17 protein-coding genes and 3 pseudogenes are annotated in these 23,904 nt (G+C 73.4%); 13 read left to right on the plus strand and 7 right to left on the minus strand.

Annotated elements, in window-relative coordinates:
- Positions 1–20: 20 nt before the first annotated feature.
- Entirely contained in the window at positions 21–593 is a 573-nt protein-coding gene (locus OV079_RS07625; protein WP_267767118.1) for a hypothetical protein, read from the minus strand.
- Between the two features lie 123 nt (positions 594–716).
- Between OV079_RS07625 and OV079_RS07630 the strand changes: the two genes are divergently transcribed.
- From OV079_RS07630 to OV079_RS07640, 3 genes are all read left to right on the plus strand, one after another.
- The gene (locus OV079_RS07630; protein WP_267767119.1) at positions 717–3,749 is read left to right on the plus strand and encodes a hypothetical protein; all 3,033 of its coding nucleotides are present in this window, start codon (positions 717–719) and stop codon (positions 3,747–3,749) included.
- 310 nt (positions 3,750–4,059) lie between these two features.
- On the plus strand, positions 4,060–4,548 hold the full coding sequence (locus tag OV079_RS07635; RefSeq protein WP_267767120.1) for a HEAT repeat domain-containing protein: 489 nt from the start codon (positions 4,060–4,062) through the stop codon (positions 4,546–4,548).
- On the plus strand, positions 4,548–5,282 hold the full coding sequence (locus OV079_RS07640; RefSeq protein ID WP_267767121.1) for a metallophosphoesterase family protein: 735 nt from the start codon (positions 4,548–4,550) through the stop codon (positions 5,280–5,282). Before OV079_RS07635 ends, OV079_RS07640 begins: the two co-directional genes overlap by 1 nt.
- Positions 5,283–5,340: 58 nt before the next feature.
- Here OV079_RS07640 and OV079_RS55630 read toward each other — a convergent pair whose 3' ends face one another.
- Positions 5,341–5,721, minus strand: a complete 381-nt coding sequence (locus OV079_RS55630) for a S41 family peptidase (protein ID WP_267767122.1) — start codon at positions 5,719–5,721, stop codon at positions 5,341–5,343.
- 365 nt (positions 5,722–6,086) lie between these two features.
- Between OV079_RS55630 and OV079_RS55635 the strand changes: the two genes are divergently transcribed.
- Positions 6,087–7,595, plus strand: a complete 1,509-nt coding sequence (locus OV079_RS55635) for a hypothetical protein (protein WP_267767124.1) — start codon at positions 6,087–6,089, stop codon at positions 7,593–7,595.
- A 349-nt stretch (positions 7,596–7,944) separates the two neighbouring features.
- Here the strand turns inward: OV079_RS55635 and OV079_RS07655 are convergent, their stop codons facing one another.
- Entirely contained in the window at positions 7,945–8,364 is a 420-nt protein-coding gene (locus tag OV079_RS07655) for a hypothetical protein (protein WP_267767125.1), read from the minus strand.
- A gap of 98 nt (positions 8,365–8,462) precedes the next feature.
- Here OV079_RS07655 and OV079_RS07660 point away from each other — a divergent pair, with 98 nt between their 5' ends.
- On the plus strand, positions 8,463–8,927 hold the full coding sequence (locus OV079_RS07660; RefSeq protein WP_267767126.1) for a protein-tyrosine phosphatase family protein: 465 nt from the start codon (positions 8,463–8,465) through the stop codon (positions 8,925–8,927).
- 440 nt (positions 8,928–9,367) lie between these two features.
- On the opposite strand, the gene OV079_RS07665 is transcribed toward OV079_RS07660, so the two are convergent.
- Complete coding sequence (locus OV079_RS07665) at positions 9,368–10,234, minus strand: MBL fold metallo-hydrolase (RefSeq protein ID WP_267767127.1); 867 nt, start codon at positions 10,232–10,234, stop codon at positions 9,368–9,370.
- A gap of 192 nt (positions 10,235–10,426) precedes the next feature.
- Here OV079_RS07665 and OV079_RS07670 point away from each other — a divergent pair.
- The 3 genes and pseudogenes from OV079_RS07670 (at position 10,427) to OV079_RS07685 (ending at position 14,594) form a co-directional block, all read left to right on the plus strand.
- Positions 10,427–11,490, plus strand: a pseudogene (locus tag OV079_RS07670) (SMP-30/gluconolactonase/LRE family protein).
- Between the two features lie 212 nt (positions 11,491–11,702).
- On the plus strand, positions 11,703–12,326 hold the full coding sequence (locus tag OV079_RS07680) for a hypothetical protein (RefSeq protein WP_267767131.1): 624 nt from the start codon (positions 11,703–11,705) through the stop codon (positions 12,324–12,326).
- Between the two features lie 384 nt (positions 12,327–12,710).
- Positions 12,711–14,594, plus strand: a complete 1,884-nt coding sequence (locus tag OV079_RS07685) for a DUF4215 domain-containing protein (RefSeq protein ID WP_267767132.1) — start codon at positions 12,711–12,713, stop codon at positions 14,592–14,594.
- A gap of 512 nt (positions 14,595–15,106) precedes the next feature.
- On the opposite strand, the gene OV079_RS07690 is transcribed toward OV079_RS07685, so the two are convergent.
- Positions 15,107–16,840: a LamG domain-containing protein gene (locus tag OV079_RS07690; RefSeq protein WP_267767133.1), complete on the minus strand. Its 1,734-nt coding sequence runs from the start codon at positions 16,838–16,840 to the stop codon at positions 15,107–15,109.
- A gap of 632 nt (positions 16,841–17,472) precedes the next feature.
- Between OV079_RS07690 and OV079_RS07695 the strand changes: the two genes are divergently transcribed.
- From OV079_RS07695 to gcvH, 3 genes are all read left to right on the plus strand, one after another.
- Complete coding sequence (locus tag OV079_RS07695) at positions 17,473–18,009, plus strand: FG-GAP repeat domain-containing protein (protein WP_338089057.1); 537 nt, start codon at positions 17,473–17,475, stop codon at positions 18,007–18,009.
- Positions 18,010–18,261: 252 nt separating this feature from the next.
- The gene (locus OV079_RS07700) at positions 18,262–19,305 is read left to right on the plus strand and encodes an FHA domain-containing protein (protein WP_267767135.1); all 1,044 of its coding nucleotides are present in this window, start codon (positions 18,262–18,264) and stop codon (positions 19,303–19,305) included.
- A gap of 418 nt (positions 19,306–19,723) precedes the next feature.
- Positions 19,724–20,128, plus strand: coding sequence for a glycine cleavage system protein GcvH (gene gcvH, locus OV079_RS07705; RefSeq protein ID WP_267767136.1), 405 nt, complete (start codon positions 19,724–19,726; stop codon positions 20,126–20,128).
- 641 nt (positions 20,129–20,769) lie between these two features.
- Here the strand turns inward: gcvH and OV079_RS57405 are convergent.
- Positions 20,770–21,069 (minus strand): annotated as a pseudogene (locus OV079_RS57405) (putative quinol monooxygenase); the annotation flags it as partial.
- 104 nt (positions 21,070–21,173) lie between these two features.
- Here OV079_RS57405 and OV079_RS07715 point away from each other — a divergent pair.
- Positions 21,174–22,115 (plus strand): annotated as a pseudogene (locus tag OV079_RS07715) (helix-turn-helix domain-containing protein).
- A gap of 257 nt (positions 22,116–22,372) precedes the next feature.
- Here the strand turns inward: OV079_RS07715 and OV079_RS07720 are convergent.
- Complete coding sequence (locus OV079_RS07720) at positions 22,373–23,077, minus strand: hypothetical protein (RefSeq protein ID WP_267767139.1); 705 nt, start codon at positions 23,075–23,077, stop codon at positions 22,373–22,375.
- A 65-nt stretch (positions 23,078–23,142) separates the two neighbouring features.
- Between OV079_RS07720 and OV079_RS07725 the strand changes: the two genes are divergently transcribed.
- Positions 23,143–23,478, plus strand: a complete 336-nt coding sequence (locus OV079_RS07725) for a hypothetical protein (RefSeq protein ID WP_267767140.1) — start codon at positions 23,143–23,145, stop codon at positions 23,476–23,478.
- Positions 23,479–23,904 lie beyond the last annotated feature (426 nt).

The raw sequence follows: 23,904 nt of genomic DNA on the forward strand, positions 1-23,904 counted from the left end.
GGGGCGCGCGGCCGGAATACCTAGGACAGGGCGTGGGAATAATCGTCGAGGGTGTAGGTGTGGGGCTCAGACCCGCCCTGCGCCCGCCGCTGCGCCAGGAGATCGACGATCAGGGCGATCGTCTCGAAGCGCGTGGTCAGCGTATAGAATTGATCCTCGGGGACCGGCGGGACGGCCATCAGCCGCTCCTCGATGAAAGCGGCGTCGCTGGCCCCGTCAGGCTCGTTGCCGCCCCGGATGTCGAGGTGCAGGCCGCAGTCGACGTCCTCGTCGTCCGGTTCGCGGCCGAGGATCGCGGACAGCGCGAGCGCGACCGGCGTGAAGTGGAGGTAGGCGGCGCCGAGCAGGAGGCGAAACCCTCGCGGCTCGCCGGCGCGGCCCACCCAGGTGCCGCCGAACTCGCGCCGAACCAGCTCGCCGAAGTAGGCGCCGGCCGAGGCGGCCAGGAGGTCGAGGATCGGCGCGCGCGTCTCGCTGCGGGCGAGGCCGAGGTAGTGGTCGAGGAAGGCCAGCGAGGTGACCGAGCCGTCGAGCTCGACGCCGAGGGCGCGCTTCACCTGCTCGCGCAGCTGTCGGTCGAGATCGCCCAGCACGGCGTCGAGCGCGGCGGCGTCGGGGCCGGAGGTCCGGGGGTCGCATCCGGTGGGGTCGGGGGCGTGTCGGTCATCGGCGCGGCAGCTTTACACCGTCCGCGGGCGGACGCTATGGTCGCGCGCGTGTCGAATCAAGGCGACTGGAGCTGGTCCGAGGAGGCCCTCTATGCGTGCCCGTGCGGCTCGCTGGTGGCGGCCCGAAGGTGGCGCTGGCTCGATCGTCAGGCGCGGCCCGAGCTGGTGACGACGCTGCGGGGCAGCGGACCCCTGGTGGGCGCGTGTTCGCGCTGCCGCCGCCCCGCGACCGGCGGCGGGGCGTGGCTCGAGGTCGATCCGGACCGCGGCGCCGCGACTCTGGTGCTGAGCGCCGACAGGCGCGGAGATCTGATCCCGGCGCTGCAGGCCCACCTGGCCGCGCTGCAGGCCCGGCCGGAGCTGGCGGCGCCGTGGCTGCTGCAGCCGGCGGTGGCGTTCGTGCCGGTGCCGCCGCCGTGGGCCGAAGAGGACGGCGAGGCGGCGCTCGAGCTGTCGCCGTGGCCGGGCCCGGCGCTCGGCTCGCGGTCCCAGGACTCGGGCGTGCGGGCCAGCGAGCGCGGCCATGACGAGCCGGTGCCTGGCCCGGGGGCCAGGTCCGAAGAGGCAGGTTCGAAGGGGCATGTCCCGGCGGGCAGGTCCGAAGAGGCAGGTCCGAAGGGGCATGTCCCCGGGGGCAAGGGCGCGGGCGACGGCGGGCGGCGCGAGAGCTCGGGGCCGAGCGACGCGGCGCGGACGCGGCGGCGCGAGGGCTCGGGGCCGGTGGCGGCGAGCGACGGCCGGCGGCGCGAGAGCTCGGGGCCGAGCGACGGCGTGACGGCGCGGCGGCGCGAGGGCTCGGGCCCGGTCGAGGCGGTCCTCGGCCGCGGGCGCGAGGGCTCGGGGCCGAGCGACGCCGAGGCGCGGAGCCCGGCGCGGTCCGGCCGCGACGCGACCGCGGCCGAGTCGGCGCTGCAGGACACGTTCCCGGGCCGCCGGCGCGGGCGCTCGGCCGAGGACATCGGCCTCGAGGAGTCAGGCAGCCTGGTGTCGGCGGCGCGGCGCTCGTTCGAGGCGAGCGGCCAGGCGGCGGGCAAGCGCGAGGAGCCGGCGCGGCGGCCGGAAGGAGCAGGGTCGAACGGCCAGGACGCCGCGGGCCTGTCCGCAGGGACAGGTCGGCGGGCGGACTCGGCGGGCGACGCGGTCCGGCGGCCGGCGGGGGTGCTCGAAGGGACAGGTTCGAACGGACAGGACGCTGCGGGCATGTCCGGCGGGGCAGGTCGGCGGGCAGACGGAGCCGGCGACCCGGCGCGGCGGCCGGGGGCGGTGCTCGAAGGGACAGGTTCGAACGGACAGGACGCTTCGGGCATGTCCGGAGGGGCAGGTCGGCGGGCGGACGGGGCGGGCGACGCGACCCGGCGGCCTGCGGCGGTGCTCGAGGGCCCGGGCGGAGCGGACGAGTCCGGGCGGCGGCCGACCGTGGGCCTCGAGGCGACGGACGGGCCGGCGACGCGGCGGCCCGGGGCGGCGCTCGAGGGGACGGACGGGCGGCGGCCCGGTGCGGTGCTCGAGGGGACGGACGGGCGGCGGCCGGGGGCGGTGCTCGAGGCGACGGAGACCCGACGGCCCGGGGCTGCGCTCGACGGGATGGATGGGCCCGTGACGCGGCGGCCGGGGGCCGTGCTGGAAGGGACGGACGGGCCCGGGACGCGGCGGCCGGGGGCGGTGCTCGAAGGGACGGACGGCCCGTCGACGCGGCGGCCGGGGGCCGTGCTCGAAGGGACGGACGGCCCGTCGACGCGGCGGCCCGGGGCGGTGCTGGAAGCGACGGACGGGTCCGGGACGCGGCGGCCGGGGGCCGTGCTCGAAGGGACAGGTCCGAACCGACAGGACCCAGGGGCCATGTCCGCGGGGACAGGTCGGCGCGACGAGGCGCACCGGACGGCCGACGCCGATCCCGAGCGCTCGGCGCTGCGGGCGGCGGTGGCCCGGGCGCTCACGCCGACGGCGCCGGAGACCCCGCGCCCGGGGGCGGTGCTGCCGGGCCCGACGGCCGAGGCGAGCGCGGCCGACAGCAGCGGGACGTGGTCGCGGCGCCAGGTCGAGGCGGCCGACGCGGCGGCGCGTCGCGGGCTCGAGGGCGGGGACAGCCGCCAGGTCAGCGACGCGGCGGTGACCGGGACCTGGCCCAAGCGCCAGATCCTGGAGGGGCCGGGCGACAGCGGGCCCGGCTGGCCGCGGCCCCAACAAGAGGAGCCGCCGCGCAGCAATCGGCCGGGCCGGGCGCCGGCAGCCCCGCCGCTGCGCCTCGGCAGCGACGTGCAGCGGGCGGCGCTGGCCAGCCTGGGCCGCGAGGGCGGGGCGGTGCAGGTGACGGCGAACGTCAACGAGGCGACGGCCCGCGTGTGGGCGACGGTGCCGCTCAAGGTGCGACCGATCCACCTGCGCGGGCTCGGCTACCCGCTGGTGGGGGTGCGCGTGGTCGCCGACGCGGGGGGCGAGGCGCTGGTGATCGACGCGGTGGTCGACGTCGGCGAGCCGATGACGCTCGACCTCTTCAAGGAGCTGACCCGCGAGTTCAAGATCCGCCTGGCGCTGCCGGGGCACCAGCGCGAGCTGGTGGCGCCGGAGCTGCAGCGCAACGCGGCGTCGTGCCTGGAGAGCGCGCAGGCGCAGCTCGGCACCGGCGAGTTCCCGCCCGACGCCTACCGCACGGCCCGCGAGCTGCTGGCGGGGCGCAACGCGGCCCAGCGGCTCGAGCCGGCGCGCACGCCGATCCCGGAGTCGCTGGCCGAGACCTGCCGCGACTCGGCCGGGGCGGCCTGGCTGGCGCTCGAGCGGCTCGACCAGGGATCGCGCAAGGAGAACCTGGCGCGCATGCTCGAGGTCGACGGGCTCAGCGTCGACACGTACGAGAAGATCCGCTCGGCGGTGTTGGCGGCGGCGATCGAATTCGGGCTGCCGGCCCCGGCCCGCTTCTGGCGCCGCTGGCTCGGGTCCGACCAGGCCCGCGACACGGGTTTCTTCGTGCAGAAGCTCATCGCGGCCCGCACGGCCTCGATCGCCCGCGGTGAGGACCTCAGCGCCGACCAGGCCGAGGCCGCCTGGCGCGGGATCCTCGACCTGTGCCAGCACAAGATTTGACCCCGCCGCCCGAGCTGTCGAAGGCGCTCGGGCTCGGCAAGGTGACGACCGGCCGCCGCGCCAGCCAGCCGCAGATCAAGGCGGCGGCCGAGGTGACCTCGCCTGTGCAGGAGGCGCGGTCCCAGGCGCGCCTGCGCGAGCTGGCCGCCCGCCTCCGCGGCGCGCCCAGCGACGGCGACGTCCGGGCGGTGATCGGCAACTTGCCGGAGCTCTCCGAAGCGGACGTCGCCAGTCTGCTTCCGGCCCTGGCGGAGCTCGGTTCGCGGGTCGGGCCGGAGCTGCTGGCCTGCGTCCGCGCCCCCAACGCCATGTGCGCCAGGCCGCGGCCATCCTGCTCGGCCACCTCGGCGAACGCAAAGCCGAGGGCCCGCTGGTGGCGATGCTCGGCGACGAACCCAGCGCCGGGTGGGTCGATGCGGCCCGCGCGCTGGGCAACCTGGGGCCCCGGGTGGTGGGGCCGCTGTGCAACCTGCTCCGGAGCGCCCCGATCGGCCGCAAAGAGGTGGTGGGGGCGCGGGTCGCCCGCGCGCTGGCAGAGCTCATCAAGGCCGAGGGCGCGGGCCCGGGCGGCTCAGGCCGGGTGGCGGTCGAGAATTTGCTGGAGGTCGGAGACCCCTCGGTATCCTCCGCGGCCCGGCGCGCGCTTGCTACACTGGGCGCCGTGCGGGACGAGGTCGATGGCGACGAGGCCGAGGCGTCACGCCGTTTCTCTCGGCTGGCGTCGGATGCGATCGCGCCGGAGCTCGACGCCGCCGAGGACGACGAGATCGACGAAGTCGAAGTGGAAGTCGGGGACTGATGCGCTACGGGATCTTCAGTGATGTGCACGCCAACCTGGACGCCCTCGAGGCGGTCCTCCGCGCATTCGAACGCGAGAAGATCGACGCGCTCGTGTGCCTCGGCGACACCGTCGGCTACGGCGCGCAGCCCAACGACTGCTGCGACATCGTCAAGCGCGTCACCCGCTACACGATCCTCGGCAACCACGACGCGGCGGTCGCCGGCCGCATGGACTACAGCTACTACTACGACGCGGCCCGCGAGGCGCTCGACTGGCACTCCCGCCAGCTGACGTCCGAGAACATGAACTGGCTGCGCAAGCTCAACTACTTCGAACGCGACGGCGCGACCCACTTCTGCCACGGCTCGCCGGTCGACCTCGAAGAGTTCGAGTACATCTTCAGCGTCGAGCAGGCGGCCACGTGCATCCCGATCTGGGACAGCCTCGGCCAGATCACGTTCATCGGCCACTCGCACCTGTGTAAGTCGTTCGCCATCGGTCGCGAGCGCGTGTACGAGGTGGTGACGAAGGAATTCGAGATCCACCCCGAGTTCCGCTACATCGTCTCGGTCGGCTCGGTCGGCCAACCCCGCGACCACGACCCCCGCGCGAGCTACACGATCTACGACTCGGGCCGCGGCAAGTTCGAGTTCAAGCGCGTCGAGTACGATGTCGGCGCGGCGGCGCGGAAGATCTTCAACGACGCGCGCCTGTCCGACAGCTTCGGCGCGCGCCTGTTCGCCGGCGTGTGACGGCGCAAGGCCGCGCGGTCGCGGCCCCGTGAAGCGCTGCCTGCGGGCGGCGTTTTTTTTACGGCGGCGACGCGGAGCGGCGGGCGAGCTCGGCTCGCACCCACGCCGCGGCGGCCTCGAGCGGCTCGTCGATGCCGCCGCGGATGCCGGCGACAGTCGGGGCGACGGGGTGCGTCGGCGGGACGCCGGTGCCGTGAAAGACGCCGCCGTCGCGGCGCAGCGCCACGCAGCCGGTCCACCGCAGGGAGAAGCCGGCGATGAACGTCTCGTTGATGTCGCAGGTGGTGCCGGCCGTGGTCGCCCCGAAGATCGGCCCGAGGTGGTGCTCGTGCACGTACGCGAGGGTGGTCTCGGCGGCGCTGATGGCCCGCTCGTCGACGACGAAGGCGATCGGCGCGGCGAGCAGCGGAGGTCGCGGCGTGATGGTGCTCCGCTGCACGGGGCCGAGGGCGCGTCCGCCCGGACCGGGGAAAAGGTGTCCCAGGTCGCATAGCCGTGGGCGTCCACCGGCGCGCGGACGAGGTGGGGGAGCAGGGTCCAGAGCGCGGCGGCGGGGCGCAGGTCGACGACGAGGCCGGCCGCGGCGGTGACGCGGGGCAAGGCGGCGCGCAGCGAATTCGCGTCGAGCTGGCCGAGCCGGAGGGCCAGGACGCCGTCGCCGAGCTCGCGGAACGAGCTGTCCGATGGGACAGGCGGAGCCTCCGCGACGCAGGCGACGGAGACTGTCCGGCCGTCGTGCAGCGTCAGCTCGGTGACGGAGGCGGAGGGCTCGTGACGCAGCAAGCGTAGCGCCAGCTCGCGGCGGTGGGCGGGAGTGGCGGCGGAGACCTGAGCCTGCGCGTCGCGGATGCGCGTGCCGACGGCGACGCCGCCGATCGCAGCGACGACGTCGCCGACGCGCAGGGCCGAGGACGCGCCGCGCAGCTCGGTGAGCACGACGCGGTCCTCGATCCACCGCCACTCGAGCGGCAGGACGCAGGTCGTCTGGGCGGGGTGCGTAAGGCGGACGTGGCCGTCGCGCAACTCGGCGAGCATGCGCCGCAGCACGGGGAGCAACGCGAGCTCGTCGCCGGCGTCGGCGGCCGCGGGCAAGGCGGTGCCAAGGGCGTGGGCCCAGTCGGTGCGCATGTCGTCGCGGTACGGGTAGAAGTACTCGAGCAGGCTCCACGCCTCGATGACGGTGGCGAGCCGATGGTCGCGCGGGCGCGCGAGCGCGGCGCAGGGATCGCCGACGAGCGGTGGGACCGAGGTCGGCGCCGACTGATCGGCATGGGCCCGCGGGTAGTCGATCCGCAGGCCGGCGCCGATGTCGGCGACGAGGCGATCGGGCGCGTGGGGGCCAGCCACGAACTCGCTGCGGTACAGGGTGTTCTCGCCGGCGACGCCGTGATGCCGCCAGCCTGGGCCGGACGGATCGGGCGCCGGCGGCGTGAGGTCGGCGCTTCGCGTGAAGGCGATGTCGGGTCCGATCGTGCGCGCCCAGGTGGCCAGAGCGTCGGCGAGGTCGTGAGCTTCGGCGGCGCGGACAGCTGCGACGCCGGCGGCCGCGATCGCGTGCCATTCGTGGTCGGCGGCTTGCGCCGGGTAGAAGTAGCGCAGGTGGCCGAAGGCGCGGGCGAGGGCGACGAGCGGCTCGATGGGGACCGGCGAGGCGTCGGGCGTCGGAGACGGCTCCATGTCGACGACCTCGATCTCGAGGGCCCGCAAGCGCGTCTCGGCGTGGGCCGACTGGGCGAGGGAGAGCGTCAGGCCTCGCGCGTCGGCGGGGACGTCGAGGCACAGCGCGAAGGGGTGCCAGGCGCGCGCGGGTCCGTCGGTGAGGTCGACTTCAGCAGCGCGAGCCGGGGTGCCGTCGGCGCGGAGGCGCAGGCGCCCGGCCTGGATGCGAGCTTCGTGCGCGCTCCAGACCTCGCCGCGGAGGAGCACGCGTCGCCCCGCGTGTGCGAGCTCGAGGGTGCGCGAGACTCCGGCACGCGCGACAGGTCCGTCCAGCGCCCCGGTCGTCAGCTCGAGGCGGCAGTGCGGCTCGATGCCGTCGTCGCGCGCGATCGCGTGCCGCAAGGTCAGCGCCGGGTTGTCAGAACCCTCCCACGGGGCGAGTGTAGAGCCAGCGTCGCAGGTCACGAGCGCCTGTCGCTGCGACTGCGCGGGTGTCGAGCGCGGAGCGCCGGGGCAGGCCACGAGGGCGATGCACGCGAGCAGCCAGCACGCCGAGCGCTCCACTGCTGCAGGTTACCACGAACCCGGACAGAGCTGCGGACCGGCCCGGGCCTGCCAAAGGCTGGACCTCATCCGCTGGACGGCCGAGGGTGATGGATGTCTTCAAGGACAGGTTCGAATCATCGTTCAGGGGATCGGGCGTCGTCGCCAGGGCGGCGTGTTCGCCGGAGCGCGCTGCAACCTCGGCCTGGCTAGCGAGAGGGGTGACACCGCGTCCGCAGGAGGTCGGCGGTCCATCGTGGTGGATGGCTCTCAGGGCATGTCCGAAGAATCGCTCGAAAGCTCCACGCCTCGGCGTCGGTCGCGTCGGGCTCAGGCTCTACGCGCTCGGTTGGCCAGCGCTCGACGGCCTGGTGTTCTTCGGTCCAGCCGGCTGAACGACAACGGGGCGCACTTCGATATGTCTTAAAGGCCATGTCGTGAGCGCGGCCGCCAGCGGGGCTCAATCGTCGTTCGTGCCGCAGGGCTTCAGGGCGGTCTGGACCTCGGCCGGGAGCTGCGGGCACTCGTTGGTGGAGATGATGTCCTGGCAGCCCTGCCACGAATTGCCGTCGTTGCAGTCGAGCATCTCCTCGAGGCAGTCGTTGTACTCCTTCATCTGGTCGACGATGCACTCGAGGGACTTCTTGGAGGCCTTCTTGTCGAGGGCGAGGGCGTCCTCGAGGCACTCGCGGTCGAACGGGCTGATGAAGGAGGCGAACTGCGCCTCGCAGGCGGCGCGGTCGGGGAACACGTTGGTGCAGTCGCACGCGAGGTCGATCGACTTGTCGGACTCGGCGTCCATCTGGTTCAGCAAAGAGTTGACCGAACAGCCGGCGGCGAGCGAGACGAACAGGGCGAGCGTGGAGGCGCGGCGCTTCATGCCGGCATGGTAGGCGAGGCGCCAGGGCGATGGCGCGCGCGGCCGGGCCCCTCGCGGGCGAGGCGGGGCGGGCCGGGGCTTGCTACGCTGGGCGGCGCATGGGCAGCTATCGCCTGACCTGGCGGCCGCTCGCGGGCGGCCACCTCGCCATCGGTCACAAACCCGGACGCGACCTGCGACAGGCGCTGGCCGAGACCGGCTGCACGCACGTGCTGAGCCTCCTGGCCGATCACGAGGCGGGCGTGGCCGCGAGCGGGGTGCAGCTGCGCCTGCCGCTGGTCTCCGCCGAGCCGCCGGGGGCGGCGCGCAGCGAGGAGGTGCGGGCCTGCTTCGCCGAGCTGCGCGAGCTGCTGGCTTCAGGGGCGAAGATCTACGTCCACTGCTCGGCCGGGCTGCACCGCACGGGGATGGTGACGCACGCGTTCCTGCGCTTCCTCGGCCACTCGCGCGCGGAGGCGCTGGCCCGCATGGCCGAGCTGCGCGCGGCGACTGCCGAGGCCGCGACGGAGCCGCGGCTCGCGTGGGGCGAGCAGTTCGCCGGGCCGGACGAAGCGAGCGGCTGACGCGAGAGGTGGGGCGACACGCAGGGCGCGTCTGGCCGAGCTGCGCGAGTCGAGGCCGAGGCGGGCGAGCGAGCGGCGGACGCGAGACGTCGCGCGCGACTGGCCGAGCTGCGCGGGGCGAGGCCGAGGCCGGCGCGGGCGAGGCGAGCGGCAGACGCGAGACGTCGCGCGCGTCTGGCCGAGCTGCGCGAAGCGAGGCCGAGGCCGGCGCGGGCGAGGCGAGCGGCGGACGCGAGACCTCGCGCGCGCCTGGCCGAGCTGCGCGGGGCGAGGCCGAGGCCGGCGCGGGCGAGGTGCGACTGACCGAGCTGCGCGCGACGAGCGAGGCGTTCGCGGCCGGCGGAGCGCGCGTGGGGCTGGCGCGATGGACATGTCGCGTGGAGCATGTCTCAATGCGCATGGTCGATCGGGCATGTCCTGGGAGACATGCCCGACCGGCCTCACGACTCGCGGATGTCGAGCGGGATCTTGAGGTAGCTGCGGCCGTTGGGGGCGGGGGCGGGCAGGCGGCCGCCGTCGATGTTGACCTGGACGCTGGGGTAGAGCAGCTTGGGGGCGTCGAGGGTGGCGTCGCGGGCGGTGCGGAAGGCGACGAAGTCGTCCTCCTCGCGGCCGGCGGGCAGCTGGACGTTGTCGGCCTTCTGCTCGCCGACGGTGGTCTGCCAGGCCAGCGGGCGGCCGCCGGGTTGATAGTCGTGGCAGACGAACATGCGGGTGTCGTCGGGCAGGGTGTAGAGGCGGCGGGTGATCGAGCGCCACAGGGCGCGGGCGCTGCCGGCCGGGAAGTCGCAGCGGCCGGCGCCGTAGTCGGGCATGAACATGGCGTCGCCGACGAACACGGCGTCGCCGATCCGGTAGCTCATGCAGGCGGGGGTGTGGCCGGGCGTGGCGATCGCCTCGATGTGGAGGGCGCCGACGTCGAAGCGCTCGCCGTCGTGGTGCAGGCGATCGAACTGGCTGCCGTCGACGCGGAACTCGGGGCCGAGGTCGTAGATGTCGCGGAAGACGGTCTGGACCTCGGTGATGGCGGCGCCGATGGCGACCGGGACGCCGGGGAAGCGGCGCTTCAGCGCCTGCGAGCCCGACAGATGATCGGCGTGGGCGTGCGTCTCGAGCAGCAGGCCGAGGCGCAGATCGAGGGCGCGGATCCGGGCGGCGATCCTGGCGACCGACTCCTCGAACACCTTGGAGCCGACGAGCTCGTAGTCGAGGACGGGGTCGATGACGAGGGCGTCGCGCGTGGCCTCGTCGTAGACGAGGTACGACAGGGTGTTGGTGCGCGCGTCGTAGAAGTGCTCGATCTTCATGGCGAGAGGGCCTCCACGCGGAGGAAGAGGGACATGCCGGCGAGCATGGGGCGGCGGAGCTCGTCGCCTCGAGCCTGAGCCTACGACGCGGGGGGCGGGGCAGGAGCGGCGGCGTCGGGACTCGCACCTGCGGGCCACGTGCGTCGACGCGCGTCGCGGGGCCGGCGAAGATGACCTACGATGGCGATCTCCATGAAGCTGCTGCTGCGCCTGGTGTTGTTGCTGGTCCTGGGGCTCGGACTGTTCGCGGGGTACCTGGCGCTGGCGCCGGCGCCGATCGACCCGGTGGCGTGGGACCCGCCGCCGGTGCCGGCGATGACGGGGCCGCTGGCGCCGAACGAGCGCATGGCGGGGGCCACGATCCTGGCGGCGGGCAAGATCGACGGGCCCGAGGACGTGGAGACCGACGCGCAGGGCCGGGTGTACGGCGGGACGAACGCGGGCGAGGTGCTGCGGCTCGACGGCGACGCGCTCGAGGTGTTCGCGAACACCGGCGGCCGGCCGCTGGGCCTCGACTTCGCGCCGTCGGGCGCGCTGATCGTCGCCGACGCCAAGAAGGGCCTGCTCTCGGTGAGCCCCGCGGGCGAGGTGTCGACGCTGGTCGACACCGTCGACGGGGTGCGCCTCGGCTTCACGGACGACGTCGCGGTCGCGAGCGACGGGACGATCTACTTCACCGACGCGAGCGACAAGTTCGGCTTCGGCGATCACATGCTCGACCTGCTCGAGGGCCGGCCGCACGGGCGCCTGATCAAGTACGACCCGCAGACCAAGACGTCGACGGTGCTGGCCAAGGACCTGTACTTCGCCAACGGCGTGGCCCTGAGCGGCGACGAGTCGTTCCTCGCCGTCAACGAGACCTACCGCTACCGGATCTCCCGCCACTGGCTCAAGGGCCCAAGGCGGGCACGACCGACGTGCTGATCGAGGGGCTGCCGGGCTTCCCCGACGGGGTGGCCCAGAGCGGCCGCGGGACGTTCTGGGTGGCGATGTTCACGGTGCGCAACGCGGCCGGCGACTTCCTGGCCCCGCGGCCGCTGCTCAAGCGGATGGTCGCCAACCTGCCGCGCGCGCTGTGGCCGAAGCCGGAGCCGTACGGGCTGGCGATCGAGATCGACGAGGACGGCAAGGTGCTGCAGAGCCTGCACGACCCCTCGGGCGCGACGGTCCACCAGGTGACGAGCGTCCACGAGCGCGACGGGGCGCTCTACCTCGGCCACCTGCACCGCGACCGGATCTCGAAGGTCCCGCTGTAGCTGCGCATGTCTGAAGAGACATGCCGGTTCGGGCATGTCTCAAGGGACATGTCGTGGAGTGCGGCCAACGGGCTCGGGGACGGCTGTCCGCCGGTGCGGGTCCGGCGCGGAGGGCCAGGTCGGCGCCGGCGGGCGCGCTGCCCGGCCGCGCGTCGGACCGCGGCGAGGGCCGCGGCGCGGCGGCAGGCGGCGATCCGTGCCAAGAACTGCGCGTGAAGCCCCGACGCCGCCCGCTCGCCCTGCTGCCCGCCGCGGCCTGCCTGTGCGCGGCGCTGGTCGGCGCGCCGGCGGCCGCGGGCGACGGCGTGTCGCCGGTCGCCACCTACGTCGACCCGTTCCGCGTGCAGGCGCAGGGGCTGCGCGCGACCGGGGTGTATCTGCACGTGTCGCCGGCGCTGTTCGCCCTCGACGTGCGCTCGCCGGGCTTCCAGATGTGGGGCTGGGGGCTCGGCGCGGGCCGCTACTGGACGATGCGCAAGCGGCTGGCGATCGCGTTCGGCGGCTTCTTCGAGCACATGCTGTGGGTCAACCCGTACGAGAACAACTGGGCCGGCAAGACGCTCAACTTCCTGCGCTTCGGGCCGGAGCTGCGGATCGGCGCCAGCAACGAGCGCGTGTTCGCCTACGGGCTCGTGCGCCTGGGCCTGGACCTGCTGGTCGGGACGCCGCAGACGAGCCTCGCGCGGATGTTCGTCGCCGAGGTCGGCGTCGGTCTGCAGGGCGCGCTCGGCAAGCAGCGGCGGCTGCTCCTCGGCGTCGAGCCGGCGTTCGACGTGTCGGTGCCGGCGCCGTGGCTGCTGTTCCGCGCGCGCGCGTTTGTCGGCGTGCGCTTCTGAGTCGCGCGGGCCTGCGGGGGCGGACGTCGGCCTGCGAGCGGAGCGCGGCGCTCGTGCGTCGGCGCGGGCGATCGCGGGGCGATCTTGGGGCGAGGGAGAGATCGACGGCGCGAATTCGACGTGGAGGCGGGCCGCGGCGCTGCTTGCATTTCGCGGGCCCGCGGCGAGAAGTGTCCGCGGCGACTGCGGCTTGCGGGGCGAGCACGGGGCCGCTCGGTATGGATGAACGTGGCTCGCGCGGGGCGACGCGCGGCGAGGAATGATTCCGCGGAGCGGCGGTTGGATCGTCGACGCTGTCGATTGTCCGGTCCGGTCGTCGCGCCGCGTGCGTCCGCGGCGGGATGGCCCTGTTCGATCGCGTGCCGCGATCGGAGCCACGAGAACATGTCATTGAAGATCGTCCCTCCTCCTCTCACCATTTCCTCGCTCGCGCTGGCCACGCTGCTGCTGGGCCCGGCCTGCGACTCCGCCGTCGAGATCACGGTCCACGTCGAGGTGCCGGCGGCCCCGGGCGTGTGCGGCGACGGGGCGCTGCAGCCCGGCGAGCAATGCGATGACGACATCGACAACGGGCCGGGGGCGCGCTGCCTGGCGAGCTGTATGCTCAATGTCTGCGGCGACGGCGACGTCGGGCCGGAGGAGGCGTGCGACGACGGGGCGGGCAACGGCGACGAGGCCGCGTGCAAGCTCGATTGCACGTTCAACGTGTGCGGCGACGGCATGGTCGGGCCGATGGAGGGCTGCGACGACGCCAACGAGGTCGACGACGACGCCTGCAGCAACGAGTGCGTGGCGGCGTCCTGCGGCGACGGGGTGGTGCAGGCCCCGGAGGTCTGCGACGACGGCGACGACGACGACACCGACGCGTGTACGTCGGCGTGTGTGGCGGCGGCGTGCGGCGACGGGGTCGTCCAGCCCGACAACGGCGAGGGCTGCGACGACGGCGAGGACAACGCCGAGAACGGCGACTGCACGCTGAGCTGCGAGCCGGCGGCGTGCGGCGACGGACGGCTGCACGACGCGGGCAGCGGCGCGGAGGCGTGCGACTACGGGCCGGAGAACGGGACGGGCTCGGCCTGCAGCGGGGAGTGCAAGTTCAACGTGTGCGGCGACGGGTACGTCGGCGAGGGCGAGGCGTGCGACGACGGCAACACCCTCGACGGCGACGGCTGCGTCGCCGACTGTACGCTGGAGACCTGCGGCAACGGGGAGGTCGACGCGGGCGAGCAGTGCGACGACGGCAAGGACGGCGACTGGTTAGACGAGTGTACCGAATGGTGTACGAGCCCGAGCTGCGGCGACGGGCTGGCGAGCTGGGGGGTCGGCGAGGCTTGCGACGTCGGCCCGAACAACGAGGAACTGGGCGCCTGCACCCCGGCGTGCCAGATGGCTTATTGCGGCGACGGTTACTTGTGGATCGGGGCCGAGGCGTGCGACGAGGGCGAGAACAACGGACCGGAGGGCGCGTGCGCCAGCGACTGCACGCTGCCGGATTGCGGCGACGGGGTGCTCGATCCGCTCGAGGAGTGCGACGACGCCGACGACGACGACTTCGACGGGTGTACCGCTCGCTGCCGTCTGCCCGTGTGCGGCGACGGGATCGCGCAGGCCGGCGAAGAGTGCGACTGGGGCCCCTACGGCGGCAACTGGCTCGAATGCACCCAGTCGTGCCAATTCGCCGCGTGCGGCGACGGGGTGCTGTGGCTCGACGAGGAGGCGTGTGACGATGGGAATACCCTCGACGGCGATCTGTGCAACGCCGACTGCACGGTGCCGCGGCGGGTGTTCGTGACCAGCGCGACGTACACCGGCGACCTCGGCGGGATCGAGGGCGCGGCGGCGAAATGCCAGGAGCGCGCCGACGCGGCCGGCCTCGGCGGGGTGTGGCGCGCGTGGCTAGCGACGCCGACGACGGCGGTGTGGCAACACATCGACGATTCGCAGGCCGGGTATGCGCGCGTCGACGGGGCGGATGTCGCGGGGTCGATGTACGAGCTGTTCCAGGGCACGCTGGCGGCGCCGATCGCCGTCGACGAATGGGGGACGCCGCTCGGCCAGTTCGCGGTGTGGACGGGCATGAACGCGAACCTGACCGCGGCGACCGAGCACTGCGCGAGCTGGACGGACGCCGGGTCGACGCCGACGGCGAAGGGGCGCGTCGGCAGGACGACCGCGACCGACTCGCGCTGGGTCGACGAGGGCGCGGCAAAGGCGGCGAGCTGCGCGAGCAAGCGGCGGCTGTATTGCTTCGAGCAGCTGGAAGAGTGAGTCGCCCCCTGGATCGAGAGCGCCGCGATTGCGTGGCAATTGTACTGCTGCGATTCTCTGAGCATGGAGTTGCTCGCAAGATGGCTGGTATCGCTCTACTCGTAGTAGCGGCGGCGGGCTCGTGCGTGTGGCGAGCCTGCCGCGCATCTGGCTGTTCGGACAGGCGAGCAGGCGCCGGCGCCGGCCGCGGCGGCGCATCGGCGAGTGGCGGCAGAGCGGCGCGCGGAACCGACGGTGGCGAACGAGGCGCGACTGCAGCGACTACGGCACGCGGTGGCGGTATCCCTGGAGCATGACGGAGGATGTCCGGGCCGCGCGCCGGCAGGCGCTCGGCTTCAGCGCGTGGGTATGGCTGTTCGCGGCGATCTACGAGGTCGTGATCCTCCGCGCAGGTGGGATGCGGGCGGTGCCGGGGGTCATCGTGATGGGGTTGATGTGGGTGCCGCTGTCGGTGTCGTTCGCGCTGCGGATCGAGCGAGCGGCGCGTGCCGGTGATGGGACGCCGGTTCGCGTCACGATGGAGCGTCGACGAGCTGAGGCCGCGGTGCAGGGTCGGAGCGCGAGGGTGGGCTCAGCGTGGCGAGATCCGCCTCCGGTAGCGCGTAGTCCCACAGGTGCATCAGGCCGAGGTCGCCTTTGAGGGTCCAGTGCCAGGGCGCTCGCAGCGCTCCACCCGGCGCGAGCCAGAGGTCGGCGAGATCGTCGCGCGAGTTCGAGGTCTCGACGCCCTGGAGCGCGCCGTCGAGCCACAGCTCGAGCGACGCATCGCCGTCTCCGGCGAATCGGCGGACGAGGGTGACGTGGTGCCAGTTCGCGTCGAGCACGCCGCGAGGATCCGACGCAGGAGCGTCGATGGACCAGGCGCGACCCGGTCCCACATCCGCTCCGTCTTCGATCAGCCAGCGCAGCCCGCCGTCGTCGCGGAGGAGCAGGGCGAAGCGAGGCGCCTCGCCGCACGCGCCGCTCGCGTCGGCGAGGAGGGGTTGTTCGTCTCGCCACCAGCAATCGTCGGAGTAGGGATCGACGGGCGCGGAGAGGGACCGCGGCTCGGCCGCGTCGAGGCGGAAATGGATCGAGAGGGTGAATTCGCGGCGACCCGTGGGTTCGGGCAAGGCGACGGTGCGCGCGCATGGGAGATCCCAGTCCGTGCAGGCGAGCGCGGAGCGAGGTTCTTCGGAGTAGAAGAGGTACAGATCGTCGAGGAGGACGAACCCGACGGTCGGGCTGCCCGCACCGAGTGATCTCTTGTCGTCGGGGCCGGAGGCGTCCGCCCTGGCGGCCGGCCGCGGCGGGTCGGCGAGCTCCTTGCGGAGGCCGAACTTCGCCTCGGTGTTCGGGGCGACTGACGGCCGGGTGTGCGCAGGGTCGGCGCCGCGGAAGAGCGCCGAGATCGGCGTGCCGGGGCCGGCACACCCATCGAGGACGCACAGCTTCAGCCGGTTGCCCGCCAGCAGCGGGATGAGCGGTTCGTCGCTGCGCAGGAAGTGGTGGGTGAGGATGTGACGGGCGGCCTCTCCGCTGTCCAGGTCGGCAGAGAAGGTGATCCACGCCGTGTTCTTCGGGCGTTGCGTCGACACGATCAGGAGCTCGAGGCGCTCTTGCGGCGGTATTTCGTGAATGCTCGGGCGAGCGCACGCAGGCTCCGACCCGCGCTCGCTCGGGGGCTCGGCGGGCGTGGGCCCGAGCAGCTCCGGCCCGCTCGAACGGCTGCCCGACTGCGACGGCGGGGGCTCGGGAGGCGGTTTTGCGACGGGTCCCCGCGCACGGGCGAGGGCCGTGACGAGAGAGCCGGCGCCGAGCGCCATCACGCCGAGGCCGATCGCCAGCAACGCGGCCACGAACAGCCGAGTGGACTCGGACGGTCGAGCGACCGACCTCTCGAGGATGCCTTCGTGCGACCGCGGCGCGGAGGCGATGCGGGGCGGAGACGGAGGCGGAGGCGACAGCTCCAGGTCGAATCTGTGCGCGACGCGGGCGATGCGGGGGAACTGTCGCGGGCGCAGCCGCGACAGGCCCATGAACAGCTCGTATTGCAGCCCGCGGCGGTTGACCAACGTGATGAGCTCGCTCGCGAGGTCGCTCACGCTCCAGGGGCCGAGCGAATGGACGATGCTGTCGTCGCCGCCTTCGTCGCCGATCGCACGCGCGAGCATTCGCAGCTCTTCCGGGCTCAGGGTGTCGCACAGCAGGGCGTGCAGCGATTCACGGCACGGACGGGCCGGGGTTGCAGGCGCAGGGTCGTCCATCACTCCGGGATATCGAAAGTCTGACAATACAGCAACCGGTGTAGCGGGCCTGTAACGGGAACAGAGTTATCGTAGATGGTGTTTTTGTACGAGCAAGGATCCCATTCTCCGAATGGAGGAGTGGCTGAAGGAATGCGCAGGTCCTCGGCGTGGATCTGCGGATAGAGGCCCGGGCGCGGCGCTTCGGCCGAGAGACGCCGCCGCAGCCTGTAGGGAAATGGCGTGAGTCCGTCACCGAAATTCGAGCCAGTCATCGGCGAGGTCCGGGACTCCCGGGGCGTCGAACCGTCGCGGCGAGCGCGGGAGCGCGCCTCTCATCGGTGTCGTCGACGCAGCGGGACGCATCCGTTGCGAGCCCGACGATCGCTGTGGATCGCCAACGCCGCGTCGTAGTTGCTCGTCGTGCCGTCGGCGAGGACGGCGCCGCCAGAGCGCAGTATTGGACGCTCTCGCGCCGCATGCGAACGAGGGCGGGCGGCCGTCGAGCGACGGCGTCGGGGCGCCCGGAAAGCCTTCACCTGTCATGAGTCGTCCTCTTCTTTCTCCGCTCTTCTCTCGCATCGCCCTGCTCTCGACGCCCGCGGCCGGACCTGCGCCGGCAGACCTCGCACCTCACCGCGCGCCACGTGCAGATGCGCGACACCGACTTCGACGGCGACGGCAAGGACGACTACGCGGTGTGGCGGCCGAGCGACGGGACCTGGTACATCCTGTTCTCGGGGACAGGTCAGACGGCGTCGTACGCGTGGGGCCTGCCGGGCGACATCCCGGTGCCCGCCAACATGACCGGCGACGGGCGGGCCGAGCTCGTGGTGTTCCGCCCGTCCGACGGCAGCTGGCACGTCCGGCCGTGGGACGCGCCGTCGTACAGCCTGTCCTGGGGCGTCATCGGCGACATCCCCGTGCCGATGGATCACGACGGCGACGGCCTCGCCTCGCCGGCGGTGTTCCGCCAGGCGCAGGTCGGCGGGACGCAGTGGTCGCGGCGACATCCCGCGCCTGGCCGACACCGACGGCGACGGCACCAGCGAGCGCATCTACTACGAGCCGCGCAGCGGCGCCTGGTACAACTTCGACCGCTGGTGGGGCGTGTACTGGGGCGAGCCCGGCGACGTGGCGGTGATGCGCCGAGGCGCGGCCGCGGAGGATGTCCCGATGGATATGTCTAAAAGGGCATGTTCTTCGGGACATCTTGTCGGCGCGCTCGCCGGCGTGCGGGGAGCGCGGCCGGCGTGAGGATGTCGACGGCGACATGTTCTTGCGGACATATGCGCGTGCGGTCGCTCGCGCTCGCCCCGATCGAGCGCAGCGCCGAGCGTGCGTCTCACGCGCGCGTGAGCCCGGCGTGCAGACGGCGCCGGCGACGGCCGGGCGAGGCCGTGCTAGCCTCGCGGGCGCGTGCGACGGGGGAGAGGCGGCTGATGGGTGTTCTGCGCGGGCCCGAGGGGGACGTCGAGCTGCCGGAGCGCTGCCTCGTCGGGCGCTCGCGCGGCTGCGATCTGGTGCTCGCCGCGCGCGACGTGTCGGGCGAGCACGCGGTGCTGCAGTGGTCGGGGACGCAGTGGGTGCTGCGCGACCTCGGCAGCCGCAACGGCTCGTACGTCGGCGAGGTGCGGCTGGCGCCGGGGGGACGGGCGCCGCTGGCGGTCGGGGCGACGCTGCAGTTCGGCCGCGAGTCGGGGCCGTGGCAGCTGGTCGACGCGGGCGCCCCGCGAGCCCTGGCGGTGGCCCTGGCCGACGGAGAGCGGCGGGTCGCGGAGGGCGGCTATCTGGCCCTGCCGCACGACGAGGAGCCGTGCGCGGCGATCTACCAGGAAGGCGACGGCCGCTGGTGGCTCGAGCAGGACGGCACCGCGCGCGAGGTCGAGGATCGCGCGGTGGTCGATGCCGACGGGCTGTGGCGAGTACACCTGCCCGCGGGGGCGGCGGGGACGTGGGAGGACGGCGCGTCGCCGCTGGTGGTCGCGCAGCTGCGCCTGCGCTTCGCGGTCAGCCGCGACGAGGAGCAGGTCGAGCTGGTGGCCTCTTGCGGCGAGCGTCGCGTCGACCTGCAAGTGCGCGCGCACCACTATCCGCTGCTGCTGCTCGCGCGCCAGCGCCTGGAAGACGCCGAGGCCGGGATGACGCCGGCCGAGCAGGGCTGGGTGCGGCAGGACGAGCTGCTGGCGATGCTGCGGATCAAGGAGGATCACCTCGGCGTGGCGATCCACCGCGCGCGCGCAGCTGGCCCGCGCCGGCGTGGCCGACGCGGCGGGGCTGATCGAGCGCCGACCCGGGACGCGGCTGCTGCGGATCGGGGTGGGGGCGCTCGAGGTGGTGCCGCTCGGGTAAACGCGGGTACCTCGCGGGCGCGGGAGAGCGGCGCATGGGGGCGCTCGAGGTGGTGCCGCTCGGGTAAACGCGGGGGCCGAGCGGACGCGGGAGAGCGGCGCATGGGGGCGCTCGAGGTGGTGCCGCTCGGGTAAACGCGGGGGCCGAGCGGACGCGCGGGACAGCGGCGCAGGCGGTATCGCTGCGCGTCGCGTCGATGTCGAGCGAGGGCGGCGGACGGACGCACGCCTTGGCGATGGGCGCCGCGGATCGGTCTGCGCTCGCTCGTGCGACGAGTCGCGGCGAATCATGCGAGTCGTGGCGCGGTGATTCGTGAGCGGGCAACGGCTGCTGCGAATGCCGGCAATGCTCGGACCGTGAACGGACGCGCGAGTGCGCATCTTCGGTGCGGGGACGAGCGCGGACGGCTCGCTCGTCTCGCCGGGGCCGGGCGGCCATCATCGCGCCAGTCGTGGCCACGTCCCCGACGGGGAGCGATGAGCAAGACCGCCCCGTACGAGGTCGTCCGCGCGGTAGGGCTCCACGCCGTGGGCTTTCGTCATGGTACTGTCCGTGCCGGGATACTCCATGTCCGACTACCCGACCGACCTCCGCTACACCAAGGATCACATTTGGGTTCGCGTCACCGGCGCTCGCTGGCGCGTCGGCCTCACGAGCTTCTTCGCGGCGCAGCTCAGCGACGTCGTGTTCGTCAAGTTGCCGGAGACGGGAAAGGCGTTTGCGACCGGCGACGCGTTCGGCCTCGTCGAGAGCGTGAAGACCGTCCAGGACCTCTTCATGCCGGCCAGTGGCACGACCGTGGCGTTGAACGAGGATGTTTGCGACGAGCCGGAGCTCGTCAATACCGATCCGTACGGCGATGGCTGGTTCGTCGAGATCACGCCGAGGGACGCGTCGGAGCTCAATTCGCTGATGGACGCCAGGGCGTACGAGGCTTACGTCAAGAGCGAAGAATAGGGGTGGCGCCGTCAGCTCCCGCGTGCGCTCCGACTTCCGCGTCGATCTACAGGCCGCGCACGCTGGCGCGAGACGCAGCATTCGCTGGTCTCGCGTCAGGATCGTCATCGACCGTCGTCGCTGTCGACCAGGACGCGAAGCGCTCCGGGAGCTGTCGGGCTCGAAGTCGCGCATCACCACGGTGCCGCCCGGGCGGAGCGTCGGCGCCAGGTGTTGTCGATGAACTCGAGGGAGCCTTCTGTTGTCGTGCCACCCTCGGTGGTCATCATCGCCAGCGCAGCTCGTCGAGCCCGAGCGCCGGCCAGCGCCCGGTGTTGCCGAGCAGCAGCTTGACCTCGCGCTCGAGCACGTGAGCTTATCGCGCTCGGCATCGATGTCCTGCGAGATCGACGTCGGCAGCAGTGTCAGCCCCAGCACCCGCGCGGTGTCCGAGCCGTACACCTTCGAGCGCCAGCGCTCGGGCCCCGCGAGGTGGTTGCGGCGGCTCCGCGGCCGGCTCTCGCATCGACTCCACGGGCCCGGGCACGTACGCGTGAGTGATGAGAATCATCGGAGCTCCAGCCTCGAGTTTCGCGCATTCGACCGCCGCGCGCATGCCCGCTGCGGCAGCGCGCGGCGTGAGCGACCGACCTGGCGCTGTCAGCCGTGCAATTGGCCGCGAGCACGTCGACGTTGTCGATCCGCGGCGGCTCGGCGAGCAGCTCGCCGGCGCGGGCCATCAGGGCCGCGGCGATCGAGCCCTCGAGGTGGGCGCGGCGGCCGGCGTCGTCGGCGAAGGCGTCGAAGATGCCGAACTCCTGCGGGCCGAGGCGGATGGCGAACCACACGGTGGTGGCCTCCTCGCGCTGCGCCAGCGGCAGCGCGCCGGCGAGGAACGCGGCGACCTCCTCTTCCTTGCCAGGTTTTGCGACGATGCGAGCCAACAGTCCGACCTTCACCATGGGTGTTCTCCTTTGTGCGTGACGCCCGGTCACGGTCGACACCATAACGATCGGGGCCGTCACCCGCTATTGTCGGAACCGACAATGATGGTATCGTTTCCGCCATGCATGTGCAGGTGCTCGTCCTCGACGGGGTGTTCGACGCGGGGCTCGCTCTGGTGCTCGACACGCTCGACACCGCCAACGCGCTGGCCAGCGCGCCGGAGCAGCGCGCGCGTGGCGGTGGTCGGGGTGCGGCGGCGGGTCCGGACGCACCTCGGCTTCGCGGTGCCGGTGGTCCCGCGGCCGCGGGCGCGGCCGACGTCATCGTCGTGCCGGCGCTCGGGGCCAAGACGCCGGACGCGCTGGCGCTGGCGCTGGCGCGGCGCGACGTGGTCGACGCGACGGCGCAGCTGCAGGCCGCGGCGGCCGGGGGTGCGCGGGTGACCGCGGCCTGCACCGCGACCTTCGTGCTCGGCGACGCCGGCCTGCTCGCGGGCCGCCGCGCGACCACGACGTGGTGGCTGGCGCCGTTCTTCCGCGCGCGCTTCCCCGCGGTCGCGCTCGACGAGGCGCAGATGGTGGTCGAATCCGACAACGTGGTGACCGCCGGCTCGGCGCTGGCGCACCTCGACCTGGCGCTGTGGCTGGTCCGTCGCCGCAGCCCGACGCTGGCGCGCACGGTGGCGAATCATCTGCTGTACGACGCGCGCCCGTCCCAGGCGCCGTTCGTGATGCCCGACCACCTGGCCCACGCGGACCCGCTGGTGGCCCGCTTCGAGGAGTGGGCCCGCGGTCACCTCGCGGGCTTCACGATGAGCGCGGCGGCGCGGGCCGTCGGGGCGACGGAGCGCACGCTCGAGCGACGGGTGCGCGCGGTGCTCGGCAAGTCGCCGCTGTCGTTCGTGCAGGACCTGCGAGTGGCCCACGCGGTCCACCGGCTGCAAACCACCGACGCGTCGCTCGACGCGATCGCGGCCGAGGTGGGCTACAGCGAGGCGACGACGCTGCGGACGCTGCTGCGCCGCCGCACCGGCCGCGGCGTGCGAGAGCTGCGGCGGGCTTGATCAGGTCGAGGGCGACGGACGACGCCGCTGCTGCGTCGTCACAGCGCTGCGCGCACGAGCGCCGTGGCGGCATGACGGACGTGCGCGCGACCGAGGGTGAAGACCGCAGCGCGGCGCGGAGCACGAGCGCTGCGGCAGGCGTGAGCGAGACGATGGAGCGGCGGACGCTGCAGCGCCGCCGCCGCGACCGCGGAAGGCGAGCGTCGCGGCGGGCGTGCGGTCGCGGGTCCGCCGATGGCGATGATCTTGCCGCGGGATCAGGGCGCGTACTTGAGGCGGAGCTCTTCGGCGACCTTGCGGGCGGCCTGCAGCGGCACTTGCGAGCACGTCGTGGTCGCGGCGTCGTGGAGCGTCCCGTTGACCACGACCTCCATCTGCTCGAGGATGTCGGTCGGCGGGTCGCACAGCGGATCGGGGCTGTCGAGCACCTCGAGGAGGGCGGGATCGGCGAACACCTCCAGCGCCTGCGCGAAGTCCGTCGCCTCGATCTCGACCTCGAGCACCGGGTTGCCGACGTCGCCGAACTTCTCGACGCGCAAGATGCCGGTCCCCGTCAGCTCGACGAACCCGTCGCAGTCCGCCCGCGGCGGGCACGGGCCGGCGGCCGTGTAAAGGGTGAAGCGGTCGAAGCCGGTGCTGCCGCCGGTGGTCTCGGTGTCGGGGCCGCTGGTGCCGCTGACGGAGGGGTCGCTGGCGCTGGGGTCGTCGCCGGTGGTGCCGACGCCGCTGGTGCCGCTGACGGAGGGGTCGCTGGCGCTGGGGTCGTCGCCGGTGGTGCCGGGGGCCGAGGTGCTCGGGGTGACGCCGTCGGTGCTGGACTGGCCTTCGGTCTCGTCACCCGTGGCGGCGGTCGCGTCGCTGTCGGTCTCGAGGGTGTCGCCGATGTTCTTGGAGTCGGGGGTGCAGCCGAAGACGAGGGTGGAGAGGGCGAGGTAAGGCAGGAGAAGAGCTCGGAAGTGCATGGTGAATGCTCGTTGGCCCTGAGTGCCCGGGTCGGCGAAGGCCCATCACGGGGTCGATGATTTTTTTGCGGGTCTGCCTGCGCGGAGAGGCCGCAGTCCAGGCGCACGCGGGCCGCGAGCGCGCTGTCCGGATGCGCGCGCACGAAGGCCTCGGCCTCGCGCCGACCCTCGGCCGCGCGCTCGGAGCGACACAGGGCGATGGCCCGCAGGCCGAGCCGCTCGCGCAGCAAGACGCCGGCCGGGAATTCGCGCTGGTGGCGGCGCAAGCCGGTGAGCGCGTCGTCGGTGCGGCCGGCCTCGATCGCGGCCCGCACGCCGGCGATCAGCGCGGCCTCGCGGGCGAGCGGGTCGGCGCGCGTGGGCTCGGTCGGGCCGTCGGGTGGGGCTTGGTCCTGGCCTGATCCGGGCCCGGCAAGCTCGGTGACACCGAGGAGCGGGGCTGGCTCGATGTGGTCGTCGGGCTGGGCGGACGCGGGCTCGGCGGGCTCGGTGGAGGAGGGATTGTCGTTGGCGTGAACGGAGGCGGCCGCGCGTCGCTCGGAGGTCGCGGCGATCGAAGGTGATTCGTCGCGCCGCGGCGCCGCGACGATCACGAGGGTGCCGGCCACCGCGAGGCCGAGCGCCCAGGCGATGGCTTGATGGCCGGCCACGGCGGCGCTCTGGGCGATGGCTTGGTGGCCGGCCGCGGCGGCGCTCTGGGCGAGCGCGGCGCTCGGGGCCGCCGCGGCGGCGCCGGTGCCGAGGACGAGCAACAGGCCGGCCCAGACGCGCGCCTGGGCGCCGGGCGGCGGAGGTTCGGGGGCCTTGGCGACGCGCAGCGCGGTCGG

Origin of the sequence: Nannocystis pusilla (genome assembly GCF_026626665.1) — a bacterium.
Taxonomy (GTDB): Bacteria; Myxococcota_A; Polyangia; order Nannocystales; family Nannocystaceae; genus Nannocystis; species Nannocystis pusilla.